We start from the raw sequence: 14,657 nt of genomic DNA on the forward strand, positions 1-14,657 counted from the left end.
GCAACGGCGCGACCGGCACCGGATGGACGATCCCCCGGCCGACGGCGGCACCCTCCACTCAGGCGACAGCACGACCGCCGCCCACCCCGCACCCGGCGGAAGCAGCGCTAGCTCGTCTCCGGTGTCCAGCCCGGTGGGCGCAGTATGCCCAGGAGTTGGCGGACCAGTTCGTCGACCACCTCGTCCAGGGTGGCGTCGACCCAGCCGGCGGTCCAGTCGTGGAGGAGGCCGTTGACGCTGCCGATGAAGGCCGTGGAGGCGAGGCCGTAGTCGCGCGGGGCCGCCTCCCCGCGGGCGGCCGCGGCCGTGGCCTCCGCGCGGATCAGGTCGATCCAGCGGGAGCGGCGGGCGAGGCGCTGTTCCTCCAGGCGGGGGCTGACCCCGACGATCTCGACGAAGGTGATGCGGATGCGGCGCGGGTCCGAGGTGACATTGCCGGCGTAGGCGCGGAAGATCGCCGTGACCCGTTCGGCCAGCGGCAGGCCCTGCGCCGCGGCGAAGGCGGCCACCACCGCCTCCTCCGCCCAGTCGTTGACCTGGAGATGGAGGGCGGCGAGGACGTCCTCGAGGGTGCGGAACTCCTCGTAGAACTGGCGGGTCGACAGTCCGGCGGCCTCACTGAGGGCCGCGACCGTCGTGCCGCGGTAGCCGGGCGTGTCCCCGAACAGCCGCAGCGCGGCCTCCAGGAACCTCCCGCGCCGCTCGGCCTGCCGCTCGGCCGCGGTCTTTCCGCCGTACCGCCCGGTCGGCGCCCTGAGCCTGCCCGTCACCGCACCCTCCCGAGTCGCTCCGTGCTCCCCCATGGCCAATTTTGTCGTGCACAGAGTCTTGTGGCGAAGGGCACCCCTTCCTTACTTTCCAGTAAGTACAGTCTGAACGCAGCCGTGTTCAGATTCGTGCTGCGTCGAGCCGCTCAGCCCGCCCCACCCGTTTCCCCACTCCGGAGGAGTGAGCACTCATGGCCGCCTTCAGACCCGCGCACCTCTGTGCCGTAGCCGCCGCCCTCGTCCTGTCCGTCACCGCCCCCGCGACCACGGCCCAGGCCGCGTCCGGCGCCGCACTGCGCGAGGTGCTGTTCGTCGGCAACAACTGGGAGGGCACCGCGGACGTCATCAAGTCCACCGGTGACTTCGCGAAGGTCGGCCGGATCAATGTGATCCCCGACAAGGACGCGCGGATGGCGGAGATCAACGCCGACCCCATCAAGTGGATCTACTTCACGGCCATCCGCAACGGCGTCGGCGAGGGCCACGACCAGTTCGTGGACGACATGTACTCCACGCCGGACGGGAAGTCGGTGGTGGTCTCGCGGCCCAGCTTCGCCGACGTGGTCTCCATCAACCTGTCCACCGGTGCCATCAACTGGCGCTTCCCGGTGTCCGGTTACCGCTCCGACCACATGGCCGTCTCGCCCGACGGCACCCGTGTCGCGGTCTCCGCCTCGACCGCCAACACCGTGCATGTGCTGGACATCAACACGGGCAAGCAGGTGGGGTCGTTCGCCACCGGCGACAAGCCGCACGAGAACATCTTCACCAAGGACGGCAAGTACATCTACAACATGGCGATCGGCGATGTGAACACCGATCTCGACGCGCCGTGGCTGGACTGGACGAAGGGCGACCGGCGCATCACGGTGGTCGACGCGACCACCTACAAGCAGGTCAAGATCATCGACATGCGCCAGAAGCTGGACGCGATCGGCCTCACGGACTACTCGGACGCGGTCCGCCCGGCGGTGTTCTCGCCGGACGAGTCCAAGCTCTACTTCCAGGTGTCGTTCTTCAACGGGTTCTTCGAGTACGACCTCGCCAGTGACAGGATCACCCGCACCAAGACCCTGCCGAAGAACCCCGCGACGAGCGACGACCGCACCACGTACGTCAACGACTCCCGCCACCACGGTCTGTCGATGAGCCCGGACGGCAGCAAGCTGTGCGTCGCGGGCACCATGGACGACTACGCGACGGTCGTGAACCGCAGCACCCTCCAGGAGGGCCCGCTGGTCACCGCGTCCAAGCCGTACTGGGCCACGGTCAGCGGCGACGGCAAGGACTGTGTGATCTCCGAGAGCGGCGCCGACCAGGTCACCGCGATCGACTTCGCCACCGGCCAGAAGGTCCTGTCGATCCCGGTGGGCGACCACCCGCAGCGGGTGCGGCTCGGTCATGTCGCGGCCGACTGGACGGGCACCGGAAGCTGACGGAGCACAGACGGAAGGGGGGTGGGCGCCGGGCGCCCGCCCCCCTTCCGCGTTCGTGCCGCCCCTATCCGATCTTCGACGCCACCCACGCCGCGAGTTCGCTGCGGGCCGCGGCCAGCAGGGTCGCGGACGGCGAGGTCGCGCCGTTGGTGACCAGCGCGTAGTGCAGGACGCCGGAGTCGGTGGTGCCGAGCAGCAGTCGGCGGCTGCCCGTACCGCCCGGCTCCGCGGCGGCGGCGATCTTCGTCGATGAGGTGTACGCCGGCGGGCCGTACACCGTGCCGAGGTCGGAGACGACCGTGGTGGACGCGGTCGGGAAGGAGGCGGGCAGATGCAGCTCCGTGGGCGCGGTCCCGCCGTTGGACCGCCACACCAGCACGCTGTACTGGCCCGAGCCGACGAGCGAGGCCACGTTCGGCAGACTGCTCGGGACCGGGTTCCAGGTGAGCGTGGTGGAGCCGTCGCGGGAGCGGTCCTCGTAGGTGAAGGCGACCGTGGAGCCGGAGGTGGCGCTCGGGTAGACCCGGTCGAGCAGCCGGGCGTCCTGACGGAGCGTCGCCACACCGCTGTCGTCGAGGCGTACGGCGGAGAGGTCCTCGTCGTTCCAGCCGTCGCCGGAGGTCTGCACCTTGCTCGCGTTGCCGTTCATCAGCTCGTGGTGCCGGCCGTTGTAGATGTCCCACTGCCATTGGGAACCGGAGAGCACCGGCCCCGAAGTGGCGGGGGTGGTCCACCAGTTGGCACCCTTCACCCGGCTGTCCAGGGCCTGGTACATCGCCTTCAGGACGGTGGGCGCCTTGCCGGCGGTGCTGCCGTTCAGGGGATGGCCGAACTCGCTGACGACGGCCGTCGTCCCGAGCGCCGACGCCCGGTCACGGACGGTGCCGAAGTCGCCGACGTACTGGCCGTCCGCGGCGTTGCCCCACATCAGGATCCCGGAGATGGCCTTCTGGTCGTAGAAGTGGGTGTTGAAGACGTACCGGGACCCGATCGTGCCCGCGTCGAGGAGGCCGCCCTCCTCCTTGCTGACGTTGCCGTTCCAGAAGAGGTTCGGCTCGACGAAGGCGGGTTTGTCCGTCCAGCCGGCCGCGTCCATCCGGGCGCGGAACTTGACGTAGAAGGGCCACAGCAGGTCGCGTTCCCAGGTGCGGCTGGCCTGGCCGGAGTCGTAGGTGCCGGCGTAGGGCTCGTTGTAGGGGTCGAAGCCGACGACTCCGGTGAACTCCTCGGCGGTGAGGTTGGCCTTGATGTACGCCATGGTCTTCTGGGCGGTGGCCAGGAAGTAGTCCTGGAGGCCGTAGGCGTTGTGCCAGAAGTCGTACTGGGCCTTCGTCACCGCGCTGTTCTGGGTGATGTTCTGGCCCCATGTGAAGCAGATGCCGCAGGACTCGGCGGGGTAGTTGCCGAGCGCCACCGCCCAGGCGGGGGCGCCGTCGCCGGTGTACCAGCTTCCCGAGTTGAACAGGTAGCGGGAGTACAGGTCCTGGTGGAAGTCGGGGTAGACCCGGATGCCCGCGTCGAGGAAGGCCTGCATCTGGGCGGTGGCGGAGGCCAGGTACGCGGTGTCGACCTGGCCCTTCACCGGTTCGGCGTAGGCCCAGGAGAGCAGGAAGCGGACGGCGTTGCCGCCGCCGAGGGCGCGCAGGGCGGTCGCCGACTTCTTGGCGTCGGCGACCGAGGCGAACGGCAGGCCCTTGTTCTCGTCGAGTTTCGTCTCGCCGGAGACGTTGTAGCCGCGCAGTACGACCTCACGGCCGTTTCCGTCGAGGAAGCGGCCGTTCGACACGGTGAGCGCCGTGCCGTCGAACGAGAGGGAATCGGGGACGGTGGCCGCGGCGGCGGGCGTGCCCGCCGCCGTCAGGAAACCGCAGAGTCCGCAGAGGACAACCAGAACAGCGAGCAGACGTGCCCGGACATTCGGCATGTCCACTACAGTCGGGCGCTTTCCGGACACCGTCAATACATCTGACTCACGAGTAAGGTTGAACATCGTTCACCTCTTGGGGGGTCCTTCGCCCCGGGCGTCCATCGCCCACCTCACGCACCCGTGCGGCCGGACACGTTCAGGAGGTACTCCTTCCTGTCGAGCGGGTTGAGGTCGGTGCGCGGCCGCTCCGGGACCACCCCGTGGACCACGGGCGCGTAGTGGTCGAAAGCGCTCTCCCACTCGCCCTCGCCCCGGGTCAGCCCTGGAACGCGCTGCTCCAGGCCGTGCACCCGGGCGGCCGGCACGGCTCCCTCCAGCAGGCACCACCCGTCCCGCACGTCCGTCGCGTCCGGTACGGCCCGCAGCGCGGCGAGCACCGGCAGCAGGGCGCCCAGGGTGTCCGCCGGTGCCCGGAGCCGGAAGCGGTGCATGGGCTCGTACACCTGGGTGCCCGCCCGGCGCAGCGCCTCGACCAGGACCAGCGGGGTCAGCCCCCGGAAGTCGTACCCGGTGCTGGACATGCTCTTGTCGAAACCCTGGTGGGCGTGGCTCTGGCGGGGCCAGTAGCCGGAGTGGGTCATGGTGACCGCGCAATCGGTGACCTGCCAGCCGTGCAGGCCCTCGCCGAGGGTGGCGCGGACGGTGTCCTCGACCGCCTTGAAGAAGGCGTACGGCATCGCGCCCAGCTCCACCTCCAGGGCGAAGGTGACCCCTGCGCCGGGCGGGGCCGGGTCGACGCGCAGGCCGACGGTGGCGAGGAACGGGTTGGCGTCCTTCTTGATGAACTCGGCGGCCGCCCCGGTCCCGGCCGGGCGTTCCACGCACAGGGGCGTCGTCTCGCGGAAGGTGACAGGGAGGCCGTAGTCGTCGGCCAGGGTCGCCTGGATCACCTCCTTCTGCACCTCGCCGTACAACGACACGGAGGTCTCCTGCCGGACCTCGTCGTGGCGCAGGGCGATCAGCGGGTCCTGTTCGGCCAGTTGGGTGAGGGCGAGGTGCAGCGAGCGGCGGTCGGCGCCCGGGCCGGGCACGACGACCGTCTCCAGGGTCGGAGGGGCGAACACCCGGCCGTACTCCCGGTGCGGTGCGCCGAGGCTGTCGCCGACGCGGACGTCCGTGAGTCCCCACAGCCGGGCGATCCGGCCCGCCGCGACCGTCTCCTCACGCACGTCGGTGCCGTGGTCGAAGACGCCGATCGCGGTGACCTTGCCCGCGGTCTCCGCGTACGGGACGCGGTCGCGGGTGCGCAGGGTGCCGGAGAAGAGCCGGGCGTAGGCGATCTTCTCCCCGGCCGGGCCGCGCTCCACCTTGAAGACCGATCCGGAGAGCGGCCCCTCGGGGTCTCCCTCGGCACCCGGCAGCAACTCCTTGATGCCGGCGACGAGTTCGGGCACCCCGGCGCCGGTCGCGGCGGAGCCGAAGTACACCGGGTGGACCAGGGTGCGGCCGGTCCCGTCGACGAGGGCGGCATGGATCCGTCCGGGGGTGAGGGTGCCGTCGACGTACGCGGCGAGGAGGTCGTCGTCGAGCTCCGTGAGGACGTCCGCCGGCACGGGGGCCGGATCGAAGGAGGCCTCGCGCGTCCCGATCCCGCTCACGGTCCCCATGGGGACCACGGGCACCGCCAGCCGCTCGGTGAGTTCCCTCAGCAGACCGGTGTCGCGGGCGCCCCGCCGGTCGATCTTGTTGACGAAGACCAGCGTGGGGATGCCGAGGCGGCGCAGGGTGCGCATGAGGATCCTGGTCTGCGCCTGGACGCCCTCGACGGCCGACACGACGAGGACGGCCCCGTCGAGCACGCCGAGGACCCGCTCCACCTCGGCGATGAAGTCGGGGTGACCGGGGGTGTCGATGAGGTTGACGGTGACGTCGTCGACCGGGAACGAGACGACGGCGGACTTGATGGTGATGCCGCGCTGCCGCTCCAGCGCGAGCGTGTCGGTCCGGGTGCTGCCGGCGTCGACGCTGCCGATCTCGTCGATGATCCCGGCGGAGTGCAGCAGCCGCTCGGTGAGGCTGGTCTTACCGGCGTCGACGTGGGCGAGGATCCCGAGGTTGAGCAGATGCACGAGCGGTCATGTCCTTTGGAGTGGGGGTCGTTCCTTCCGGGAGGGACATGAACGCGGTGCGCATCTCTGCTCCTGATCTTTCGGGTCGGTACCCGCGATCTGCGGGGACCGTGACCCGCGCAGTGCACCAGAGCGGCGGGCGGGACGGCAACGGATTAACGTTCACACGTGCGCGAGATTATGCCGGTGCTGAGCGGGTGGTTCGGCGCCGGTGTGCCGTTCGGGCTGGCCACCGTGGTCGCGGTCAGCCGCAGCGCGCCGCGCGCCCCCGGGGCGGCGATGGCGGTGGGGCCGGACGACGAGGTCGTCGGCAGTGTGTCCGGGGGGTGTGTGGAGGGCGCGGTGTTCGAGCTCGCCCAGGAGGTCGTGGCGAGCGGGCGGGCCCGCCTGGAGACGTTCGGATACAGCGACGCCGACGCGTTCGCGGTCGGGCTGACCTGCGGCGGGGAGCTCACCGTGCTGGTACGGCCCGTGACGCCCGCGCTGGATCCCGCCTTCGGCGCGCTCGCCGCCTCGGTCGCCGCGGGCGAGCCGGTGACCCTGGCGACGGTGACCGACGGCCCCGCCCCGCGCGGCGCGGCCCTCGCGGTCTGGCCGGACCGTGTCTCGGGTTCGCTCGGCGCGGAGGGCCTGGACGTGGCGGTCACGGCCGACGCGCGCGGGGAACTCGCCCTCGGCGCCACCGGGCTGCGGCACTACGGGCCGAGCGGACAACGGCGCGAGGACGCGGTCGCGGTGTTCCTGCACTCCTTCGCGCCGCCGCCGCGCATGCTGGTGTTCGGGGCGATCGACTACGCGGCGGCCGTCGCCCGCCTCGGGGACTTCCTGGGCTACCGGGTCACGGTGTGCGACGCCCGCCCGGTGTTCGCGACGCCGAGCCGTTTCCCGGAGGGCGTCGAGGTGGTCGTGGACTGGCCGCACCGCTATCTGCGGGGCACCGAGACCGACGGACGCACGGTGATCTGCGTCCTCACCCACGATCCGAAGTTCGACGTGCCGCTTCTCGAGGAGGCGCTGCGCCGGCCGGCCGCCTACATCGGGGCGATGGGCAGCCGGCGCACCCACGACGACCGGCGCCGGCGGCTCGTGGAGGCGGGGCTGGACGAACGGGAGCTGGCCCGGCTGCGCTCACCCGTGGGGCTGGACCTCGGCGCCCGGACGCCCGAGGAGGTCGCGGTGTCGGTGGCCGCCGAGATCGTCGCGCTGCGCTGGGGCGGCACGGGCGCTCCGCTGACGGGAACGGTGGGCGCGATCCACGACCGGGCACGGCCGCCCTCCGACCATCGACCACCCCCAAAAATCTGATGAATTTATGACAATCCGGGTGTGTGGGACCGGCGGGGGCTGGGTAGTCGCACCTTCATCCATCCCCGCCACGGAAGGAGGTCCGTGAAGCACAGCAGACTCGCAGCAGCCGGGCCGCCCCGGACCGTATCGGCCGGGCGCGGCCCGGTTTTCGCGTCACCGGGGTTCAGCGGGGCGGCAGCCGGTGCAGGACGACGTCCGTGAGCCGGCCGTCGGCCACCGAGAGCGTGAGGTAGGTGCAGTGCGGCTGGCGGCGGCGGTCGGTCGGGGAGCCCGGGTTGAGCAGCCGCAGTCCGCCGGGTGCGGTGCTGTCCCAGGGGATGTGGCTGTGGCCGAAGACGAGGACGTCGAGGTCGGGGAAGCGGGCGGCGCAGCGGGCCTCGCGGCCCTGGGCGGGGCCGGTCTCGTGGACCACGCCGAAGCGCAGCCCGCCCAGGTCGGCGCGGGCCACCTCGGGCAGCCGCGCGCGCAGTGCGGGGCCGTCGTTGTTGCCGTACACCCCGATCAGCCGTCGGCTGCGGGCCTGCAACAGGTCGAGGGTGGCCGTGTCGACCCAGTCCCCCGCGTGCACGACGACGTCCGCCTCGGGCAGCTCGTCGAGCAGCGGCTCCGGGAGCGCCTTGGCGCGCCGGGGGAGGTGGGTGTCGGACATCAGCAGCAGTCGCACGGGGCCAGGCTACGCGCGTGCGGGCGCCGCTTCCCCCGACCGGACCAAGGCCGGAAGTCGGCTCCACGGCCCCCGTACCCCGCAACGGCGGGCAACGGCTCATGAACGCTCGGGGAACAGGACAGGTGACCGAGCGGCGGCGGAGTTAGCATCGGGCCACGCGCCAACCGCCCTGCGGCACAGATCCAGAGGGGGCCAGGAGCCCGATGCCGGTCAAGGTCAGCGTCATCGTCCCCGTCTACAACCCCGGTCCCTACATCGAGGACTGTGTCGCGTCGCTGCTCCGGCAGTCACTGCCGCCCGACGCGTACGAAGTGATCTTCGTGGACGACGGCTCCACCGACGCCACCCCGGCGCGTCTCGACGCGCTCGCCGCCGAGGACCCCCGGGTGCGGGTCATCCACCAGGAGAACTCCGGCTGGTCGGGCAAGCCCCGCAACGTCGGCATCGACGCCGCCCGGGGCGAGTACGTCATGTTCGTCGACAACGACGACCACCTCGGCGACGAGGCCCTGGAGCGGATGTACGCGTACGGGGTCGCCCACGACGCCGATGTCGTCGTCGGGAAGATGGTCGGCCGGGGCCGCGGGGTGCCGGTGGAGCTGTTCCGGGTGAACCGGCCGAAGGCGAGCGTCGAGAACGCGCCGCTGATCGACAGCCTGACCCCGCACAAGATGGTCCGCCGGGCGTTCCTGGAGCGCACCGGGCTGCGCTTCCCGGAGGGGCGGCGGCGCCTGGAGGACCATGTCTTCGTCACCGAGGCCTATCTGCGCGCGGACAACGTGTCGGTGCTCTCCGACTACGTCTGCTATTACCACGTACGCCGCGACGACGACGCGAACGCGGGTTTCCAGCGCTTCGACCCGGCCGGGTACTTCAAGAACCTCCGTGAGGCCCTCGACGTCGTCGAGAAGTACACCGAGCCGGGCCCCCTGCGCGACCGGCTCTTCCGGCGCTGGCTCCGTGTGGAGATGGTGGAGCGGCTGCGCGGCCGGAAATTCCTGAACCTGCCCGAGGCCTACCGCAAGGAGCTCTTCGCGGAGATCCACGCGGTGGTCGTGGAGCGCTTCGGCCCGGGCGTCGCGGCACCGCTGCAGCCCACCCAGCGGGTGGTGGCCGCACTGGTGGCGGACGGGCGTTACGACGACGTCGTCGCGTTCGCCGAGTGGGAGGCCGGGGTGGCGCTCACCGTCGACCCGGAGGACGTCCGCTGGGAGGACGGGGTGCTGCGGCTGGCGTTCGCCGCCGAGCTGACGCACGACGGCGGACCGATGACGTTCCCGGCCGCCGGGGGCTCCCCGCAGTGGCCGCCGAGGGACGTCGGGGAGGCGGTGCGGTGGCTCGGCGAGGACACGGTCGGCCGGTTCGGCAGGGCCCGGCCCGACCTGCTGCTGCGCGACCGGGCCAGCGCGGCGCAGTACTTCCATCCGGTGGAGGTGGTCCGGGAGACGGTTCCGGCCGGGGACGGCAGCCGGGTGCGGCTGGTGCTGCGGGGGACGGCGACCGTCGACCCCGCGGACCGGGCGGTGCTGCCGGGCGACGGGCTGTGGGACGCGTATGTGCGGGTCGGGCTCGGCGGCTGGACGAAGGAGCTGCGGCTGGGCCCGGCGCCCCGCCACGACCGTCCCGCCCCGCCGGCCGGAGTCGTGGCGGGACGGGTGATCCTGCCGTACTGGACCGACCGGCACGCCAGTCTCGCCCTGGACGTCGGCCGCGCGGGCAGGCGGCTGGGCCTCGGCCGGCTGGTGCCCGGGGACGTCTCGGTCGCCGGGGAGCGGATCGGTGTGGACCTGCCGCTGTATGTGCCCGTCCGCACGGGGGCGCTGCTGCGGCTGAGCGGGCCGGGATCCCACGACGTGCCCGCGGTGCTGTTGCCCGGGGGGCGGCTGGAGGCCGGGGTGCCGGTCGCCGACCTCGGCGGGCGCACCTGGCGCATGGCGCTGTGCCTCACGCCGGACGGGCCGGACGCGCGGTTCCATCCCCTGGCGGTGGCGCTGCGGGTCGGGGCGGACGGGGTGCGGGTCGTGCCGGCGCCGCGGCCCGGGGGGCTGCGGCGGCTGGGGCGGCGGGTGCGGCGGCTTGTGCACCGGGTGCTTGGTCGTGTGGTGCGGGGCGGGGGGCGCTGAGGCGGTTGTTCGGGTGCGGCTGCGTGGTGGCTTGGTCGCGCCGTTCCCCGCGCCCCTTACGGGGCGCTGAGGCGGTTGTTCGGGTGCGGCTGCGTGGTGGCTTGGTCGCGCCGTTCCCCGCGCCCCCTTCGGGGCCCTGAGGCGGTTGTTCGGGTGCGGATGCGTCGTGGCCTGGTCGCGCCGTTCCCCGCGCCCCTTTCGGGGCGCTGAGGCGGTTGTTCGGGTGCGGATGCGTCGTGGCTCGGTCGCGCCGTTCCCCGCGCCCCTTTCGGGGCGCTAAGGCGGTTGTTCGGGTGCGGATGCGTCGTGGCTTGGTCGCGCAGTTCCCCGCGACCCTGACAAGGCAGGCGCTGTCCTGGAAAACCACGCGTAGTTCGCCCGCGCCCCCGAAGTTGCAGGGGCGTTGGGTCAGGCGTCGGGTGTGAGGTGGCCGAGGGTGGCGCGCAGTGCGTCCCAGCCCTTGGCTCGGGGGAGGCCCCGGTTGCGGGCTCGGGTCAGGGGGCGCCAGAAGCCGGCCTCCAGCAGGGTCTCCGGGGGGATCGCGCGAACGCGGTCCAGGACGCTCTCGGGGACCTTCTGCGGGTCGGGCACGTCGTACTCGGCGAGGATCTCGTCGTACTTCCGGCTCAGGACCCGGCTGCGCGGGTCGGCGCCGAAGACGACGAGCTGACCGGTGGGCCGGGTGTCGACGAGGACCGTGACGAGGTCGGGGCGGTACCGGTTCAGGATCTCGGTGACCTTGAAGACGTCGCCGGTCCAGGCGGTGGTGTGGCGGTCGCGGGCCGCCTCGTCGACGCTGCGCGGCAGCATGTCGTCGAACACGATCACACTCGACCAGTCGGAGTGCCGCTCGACGTTGATGAAGTCGCGCAGCGCGTACTCGAACAGGTGCATGCCGTCGATGAAGGAGAGGTCGAGGGTGGTGCGCCGCCAGTGGCCGAGGGGCCGGCGGCCGCGCCGCAGGTTGCGCCAGGGGTGCCGGCCGCCCTTGAGGTGCTGGAGCGGGTTGTCGCGGGCGAAGAAGTCGTCGCTGGTGGCCTGCACCAGATGGACGTCGCAGCGGATCTCGCAGGTCACCTTGAACGCGGGGTCGACGGCGATGCTGGGAACACGGGACAGACGCAGGCTGCGGCCGTCGTTGACCCCGATCTCCAGGTAGTTGCGGTTGGCGGTGACCTTGTGCAGTTCCCGCAGGAACTCATGGCGTTTCACGAACGGACTCCTTGGGTCTCCTTGCGGATGAGCGGCAGTGCTTCGTGCAGGGCGGCGCGCCAGTCCCGCAGGGGAGGAAGGCCGGTCTCGGACCAGCGGGCGTGGCCCAGCACGCTGTAGGCGGGGCGCGGGGCGGGCCGGGGGAAGGCGTCGCTGGTGGTGGGGCGCACCCGGTCGGGGTCGGCGTCGATCCGCCGGAAGATCTCGCGGGTCAGCTCGTACCAGCTCGCCTCGCCCGCGGCGGTGGCGTGCAGGATCCCGGTGGCGGTACGGCCGGTGCGCGGGCCCAGGTCGGCGATGCGGGTGGCGACGTCGGCGCTCCAGGTCGGCTGGCCGCGCTGGTCGTCGACCACGTCGAGGGTGTCCCGGCGGGCCTCCAGACCGAGCATGGTGCGCACGAAGCTGGGGCCGTGGACGCCGTAGAGCCAGGCCGTGCGCAGGACGACCGAGGCGTCCGGGAGCGCGGTGAGAACGGCCCGCTCGCCGGCGAGTTTGGTGCGGCCGTAGGCGGTGCGCGGGGCCGGGGGGTGGTCCTCGGGGTAGGGGGTGGTGGCGTCCCCGGCGAAGACGTAGTCGGTGGAGACGTGGATCAGGCGGGCGCCGTGCGCGGCGCAGGCCCGGGCGAGCAGCCGGGGGCCGTCGCCGTTGATCCGCAGGGCGCGGGCCTCGTCGGTCTCGGCGTCGTCGACGGCGGTGTACGCGGCGCAGTTGACGACCAGGTCGGGGCGGTGCGCGGCGAAGGCCCGGTCCACCTGCTCCGGGCGGGTGATGTCCAGGCCGGTGTGGTCGAGCCCGGTCACGTCCTCGCCGCGCCGGGCCAGTTCCTCGACGGTGTCGCGGCCGAGCAGACCGCCGGCGCCGGTGACGAGCCATCTCATGCGGTGTGCGCTCCCCGTTTCAGCGGCTCCCACCAGTCGCGGTGGTTGCGGTACCAGGCGACGGTGTCGGCGAGGCCGCTCGCGAAGTCGTGGTGGGGCCGGTAGCCCAGTTCGGTGCGGGCCTTGGTCCAGTCGACGCTGTAGCGCAGGTCGTGGCCCTTGCGGTCGGGCACGTGGTCGACGCGGTCCCAGTCGGCGCCGCAGGCCTCCAGCAGCAGGACGGTCAGCTCGCGGTTGCTGAGCTCGGTGCCGCCGCCGAGGTTGTAGACCTCGCCGGGGCGGCCCTGGGTCCGTACGAGGTCGACGCCCCGGCAGTGGTCCTCGACGTGCAGCCAGTCGCGCACGTTGCGTCCGTCGCCGTAGAGGGGGACCCGCTCGCCGTCCAGGAGGTTGGTGACGAACAGCGGGATCACCTTCTCGGGGAACTGGTGGGGGCCGTAGTTGTTGGAGCAGCGGGTGACGCGGACGTCCAGGCCGTGGGTGCGGTGGTAGGCGAGGGCGATCAGGTCGGAGGAGGCCTTGGAGGCGGAGTACGGCGAGGTCGGGCCGAGGGGGTGGCTCTCGGGCCAGGAGCCGGTCTCGATGGAGCCGTAGACCTCGTCGGTGGAGACGTGCACGAACGGTCCGACGCCGTGCCGCAGGGCCGCGTCGAGCAGGGTCTGGGTGCCGAGCACATTGGTGCGGACGAACGTCGCGGCGCCCTCGATGGAGCGGTCCACGTGGGACTCGGCGGCGAAGTGGACGATCTGGTCGGCTCCGGCGGTCAGCTTGTCGACGAGGTCGGCGTCGCAGACGTCGCCCTGCACGAACTCCAGGCGGGGGTGGCCGACGGGCAGGTTGGTGAGGGTGCCCGCGTAGGTGAGCTTGTCCAGGACGGTGACGTCGAGGGCGCTGTCGCGGGCGAGGAGGCCGCGGACGTACGTGGAGCCGATGAATCCGGCGGCTCCGGTGACGAGGAGGTTCATGTGTGGATCTGTACCTTGCTGTGGTCGCCGAGGACGAGACGGTGGGCACTCGGCACGCCGGGCGCCGGGGTGACTTCCACATGTCGGCCGATCAGGGAGTTCTCGATCCGGCCCACGCCGTCGATGGAGGAGTCGCGCAGCACGATGGAGAACTCCAGCTCGCTGTCGGTGATCCGGCAGTTCTCCGCGACGGAGGTGAAGGGGCCGACGTAGGAGTCGCGGACCTCGGTGCCCGCGCCGATGACGACGGGTCCGACGAGCCGTGAGTTGACGATCCGGGCGCCCGCCTCGACGACCACGCGGCCGACGGTCTCGGAGGCCTCGTCGACCTCGCCGTCGATCCTCGGTTCGAGGCCCTCCAGGACGGTCCGGTTGACCTCCAGCATGTCGACGACGTTCCCGGTGTCCTTCCAGTAGCCCTTGATGATCGTGGAGCGCACGTCGGCGCCCTCGTCGAGGAGCCGCTGGAGGGCGTGGGTGATCTCCAGTTCGCCGCGCCGGGACGGGCGGATGGCGCGTACGGCGGCGTGGATGGCCGGGGTGAAGAGGTAGACGCCGACGAGCGCGAGGTCGCTCTTGGGCCGTTCGGGTTTCTCCTCCAGGCCGACGACCTGACCGTCCGCGTCGAGCTCGGCGACGCCGAAGGCGCGCGGGTCGGGGACGCGGGTGAGGAGGATCTGGGCGTCGGGGCGGGTCCGGCGGAACTCGTCGACGAGGTCGGTGATGCCGCCGACGATGAAGTTGTCGCCGAGGTACATCACGAAGTCGTCGTCGCCGAGGTAGTCGCGGGCCACCATGACCGCGTGGGCGAGGCCGAGGGGCCGCTCCTGCGGGATGTAGGTGACGGCGAGCCCGAAGCGGGAGCCGTCGCCGACGGCTTCGCGGATCTCGTCGGCCGTGTCGCCGACGATCACCCCCACCTCGGTGACGCCCGCGGCGGCGATCGACTCCAGGCCGTAGAAGAGCACGGCCTTGTTGGCCACGGGGACGAGTTGTTTGGCCGAGGTGTGGGTGATCGGCCTGAGTCGGGTACCGGCACCGCCGGACAGCACGAGAGCCTTCATCGCCTCACCTCTGCTCCCGGGACGCCCGGATGCCCGGATCGTGGGGTTACGTGTCGTTCAGTCCTCACCCCTGACGATGTTCCATTCCGGGCCGGAGCGCATCCCGGGCGGTGTGCCGGGGCCGACGCGGGCGGGCAGGCACGTACGCAGGGCCCACAGGTCGCGGCGCAGCCGGCGGGCACGGGCCCAGCCGGTCTCCGCCCGGCGTACGGCGGTCTTCTCCTCGATGTGCGAGGTCACG

12 protein-coding genes are annotated in these 14,657 nt (G+C 71.9%); 3 read left to right on the forward strand and 9 right to left on the reverse strand.

The window, feature by feature from the left end; translation table 11 throughout:
* Positions 1 to 107: 107 nt before the first annotated feature.
* Positions 108 to 770, reverse strand: a complete 663-nt coding sequence (locus OG852_RS06185) for a TetR/AcrR family transcriptional regulator (RefSeq protein WP_133915925.1) — start codon at positions 768 to 770, stop codon at positions 108 to 110.
* Positions 771 to 958: 188 nt separating this feature from the next.
* Between OG852_RS06185 and OG852_RS06190 the strand changes: the two genes are divergently transcribed.
* Positions 959 to 2,203 (forward strand): YncE family protein, encoded by a 1,245-nt coding sequence (locus OG852_RS06190; RefSeq protein ID WP_133915924.1) that lies wholly within the window; start codon positions 959 to 961, stop codon positions 2,201 to 2,203.
* Between the two features lie 64 nt (positions 2,204 to 2,267).
* Here the strand turns inward: OG852_RS06190 and OG852_RS06195 are convergent, their stop codons facing one another.
* Both OG852_RS06195 and OG852_RS06200 read right to left on the reverse strand, forming a co-directional pair.
* On the reverse strand, positions 2,268 to 4,127 hold the full coding sequence (locus OG852_RS06195; protein ID WP_133915923.1) for a cellulase family glycosylhydrolase: 1,860 nt from the start codon (positions 4,125 to 4,127) through the stop codon (positions 2,268 to 2,270).
* A gap of 113 nt (positions 4,128 to 4,240) precedes the next feature.
* Positions 4,241 to 6,199 (reverse strand): GTP-binding protein, encoded by a 1,959-nt coding sequence (locus OG852_RS06200; protein ID WP_133915922.1) that lies wholly within the window; start codon positions 6,197 to 6,199, stop codon positions 4,241 to 4,243.
* Between the two features lie 168 nt (positions 6,200 to 6,367).
* Between OG852_RS06200 and OG852_RS06205 the strand changes: the two genes are divergently transcribed.
* Entirely contained in the window at positions 6,368 to 7,504 is a 1,137-nt protein-coding gene (locus OG852_RS06205) for an XdhC family protein (RefSeq protein WP_330347299.1), read from the forward strand.
* Positions 7,505 to 7,670: 166 nt separating this feature from the next.
* On the opposite strand, the gene OG852_RS06210 is transcribed toward OG852_RS06205, so the two are convergent.
* A complete protein-coding gene (locus tag OG852_RS06210) occupies positions 7,671 to 8,171 on the reverse strand; it encodes a metallophosphoesterase family protein (RefSeq protein ID WP_330347300.1) in 501 nt (166 codons plus the stop codon).
* A 206-nt stretch (positions 8,172 to 8,377) separates the two neighbouring features.
* Here OG852_RS06210 and OG852_RS06215 point away from each other — a divergent pair, with 206 nt between their 5' ends.
* On the forward strand, positions 8,378 to 10,297 hold the full coding sequence (locus tag OG852_RS06215; RefSeq protein ID WP_330347301.1) for a glycosyltransferase family 2 protein: 1,920 nt from the start codon (positions 8,378 to 8,380) through the stop codon (positions 10,295 to 10,297).
* Positions 10,298 to 10,705: 408 nt separating this feature from the next.
* Here OG852_RS06215 and OG852_RS06220 read toward each other — a convergent pair whose 3' ends face one another.
* Genes OG852_RS06220 through OG852_RS06240 form a run of 5 tightly spaced genes read right to left on the reverse strand, consistent with a single transcriptional unit; the run spans position 10,706 to position 14,656 of the window.
* The gene (locus tag OG852_RS06220) at positions 10,706 to 11,509 is read right to left on the reverse strand and encodes a class I SAM-dependent methyltransferase (protein WP_330347302.1); all 804 of its coding nucleotides are present in this window, start codon (positions 11,507 to 11,509) and stop codon (positions 10,706 to 10,708) included.
* Positions 11,506 to 12,387 carry a dTDP-4-dehydrorhamnose reductase gene (gene rfbD, locus OG852_RS06225; RefSeq protein WP_133915917.1) on the reverse strand — a complete coding sequence of 294 codons (882 nt, stop codon included), beginning with the start codon at positions 12,385 to 12,387 and terminating at the stop codon, positions 11,506 to 11,508. Before rfbD ends, OG852_RS06220 begins: the two co-directional genes overlap by 4 nt.
* Positions 12,384 to 13,352, reverse strand: a complete 969-nt coding sequence (gene rfbB / locus OG852_RS06230) for a dTDP-glucose 4,6-dehydratase (protein ID WP_133915916.1) — start codon at positions 13,350 to 13,352, stop codon at positions 12,384 to 12,386. The genes rfbD and rfbB overlap by 4 nt, the downstream gene beginning before the upstream one ends.
* The gene (locus OG852_RS06235; protein WP_133915915.1) at positions 13,349 to 14,416 is read right to left on the reverse strand and encodes a glucose-1-phosphate thymidylyltransferase; all 1,068 of its coding nucleotides are present in this window, start codon (positions 14,414 to 14,416) and stop codon (positions 13,349 to 13,351) included. The genes rfbB and OG852_RS06235 overlap by 4 nt, the downstream gene beginning before the upstream one ends.
* Positions 14,417 to 14,473: 57 nt before the next feature.
* Positions 14,474 to 14,656 carry a hypothetical protein gene (locus tag OG852_RS06240; protein ID WP_133915914.1) on the reverse strand — a complete coding sequence of 61 codons (183 nt, stop codon included), beginning with the start codon at positions 14,654 to 14,656 and terminating at the stop codon, positions 14,474 to 14,476.
* Position 14,657 lies beyond the last annotated feature (1 nt).

Source organism: Streptomyces sp. NBC_00582, assembly GCF_036345155.1.
Classification (GTDB): Bacteria; Actinomycetota; Actinomycetes; order Streptomycetales; family Streptomycetaceae; genus Streptomyces.

Excerpts from the sequence above, each read along its gene's own strand:
- rfbB (WP_133915916.1), bottom strand. The coding sequence starts at position 13,352 with ATGAACCTCCTCGTCACCGGAGCCGCCGGATTCATCGGCTCCACGTAC.
- OG852_RS06215 (WP_330347301.1), top strand. The coding sequence starts at position 8,378 with ATGCCGGTCAAGGTCAGCGTCATCGTCCCCGTCTACAACCCCGGTCCC.
- OG852_RS06235 (WP_133915915.1), bottom strand. The coding sequence starts at position 14,416 with ATGAAGGCTCTCGTGCTGTCCGGCGGTGCCGGTACCCGACTCAGGCCG.
- OG852_RS06195 (WP_133915923.1), bottom strand. The coding sequence starts at position 4,127 with ATGCCGAATGTCCGGGCACGTCTGCTCGCTGTTCTGGTTGTCCTCTGC.
- rfbD (WP_133915917.1), bottom strand. The coding sequence starts at position 12,387 with ATGAGATGGCTCGTCACCGGCGCCGGCGGTCTGCTCGGCCGCGACACC.
- OG852_RS06190 (WP_133915924.1), top strand. The coding sequence starts at position 959 with ATGGCCGCCTTCAGACCCGCGCACCTCTGTGCCGTAGCCGCCGCCCTC.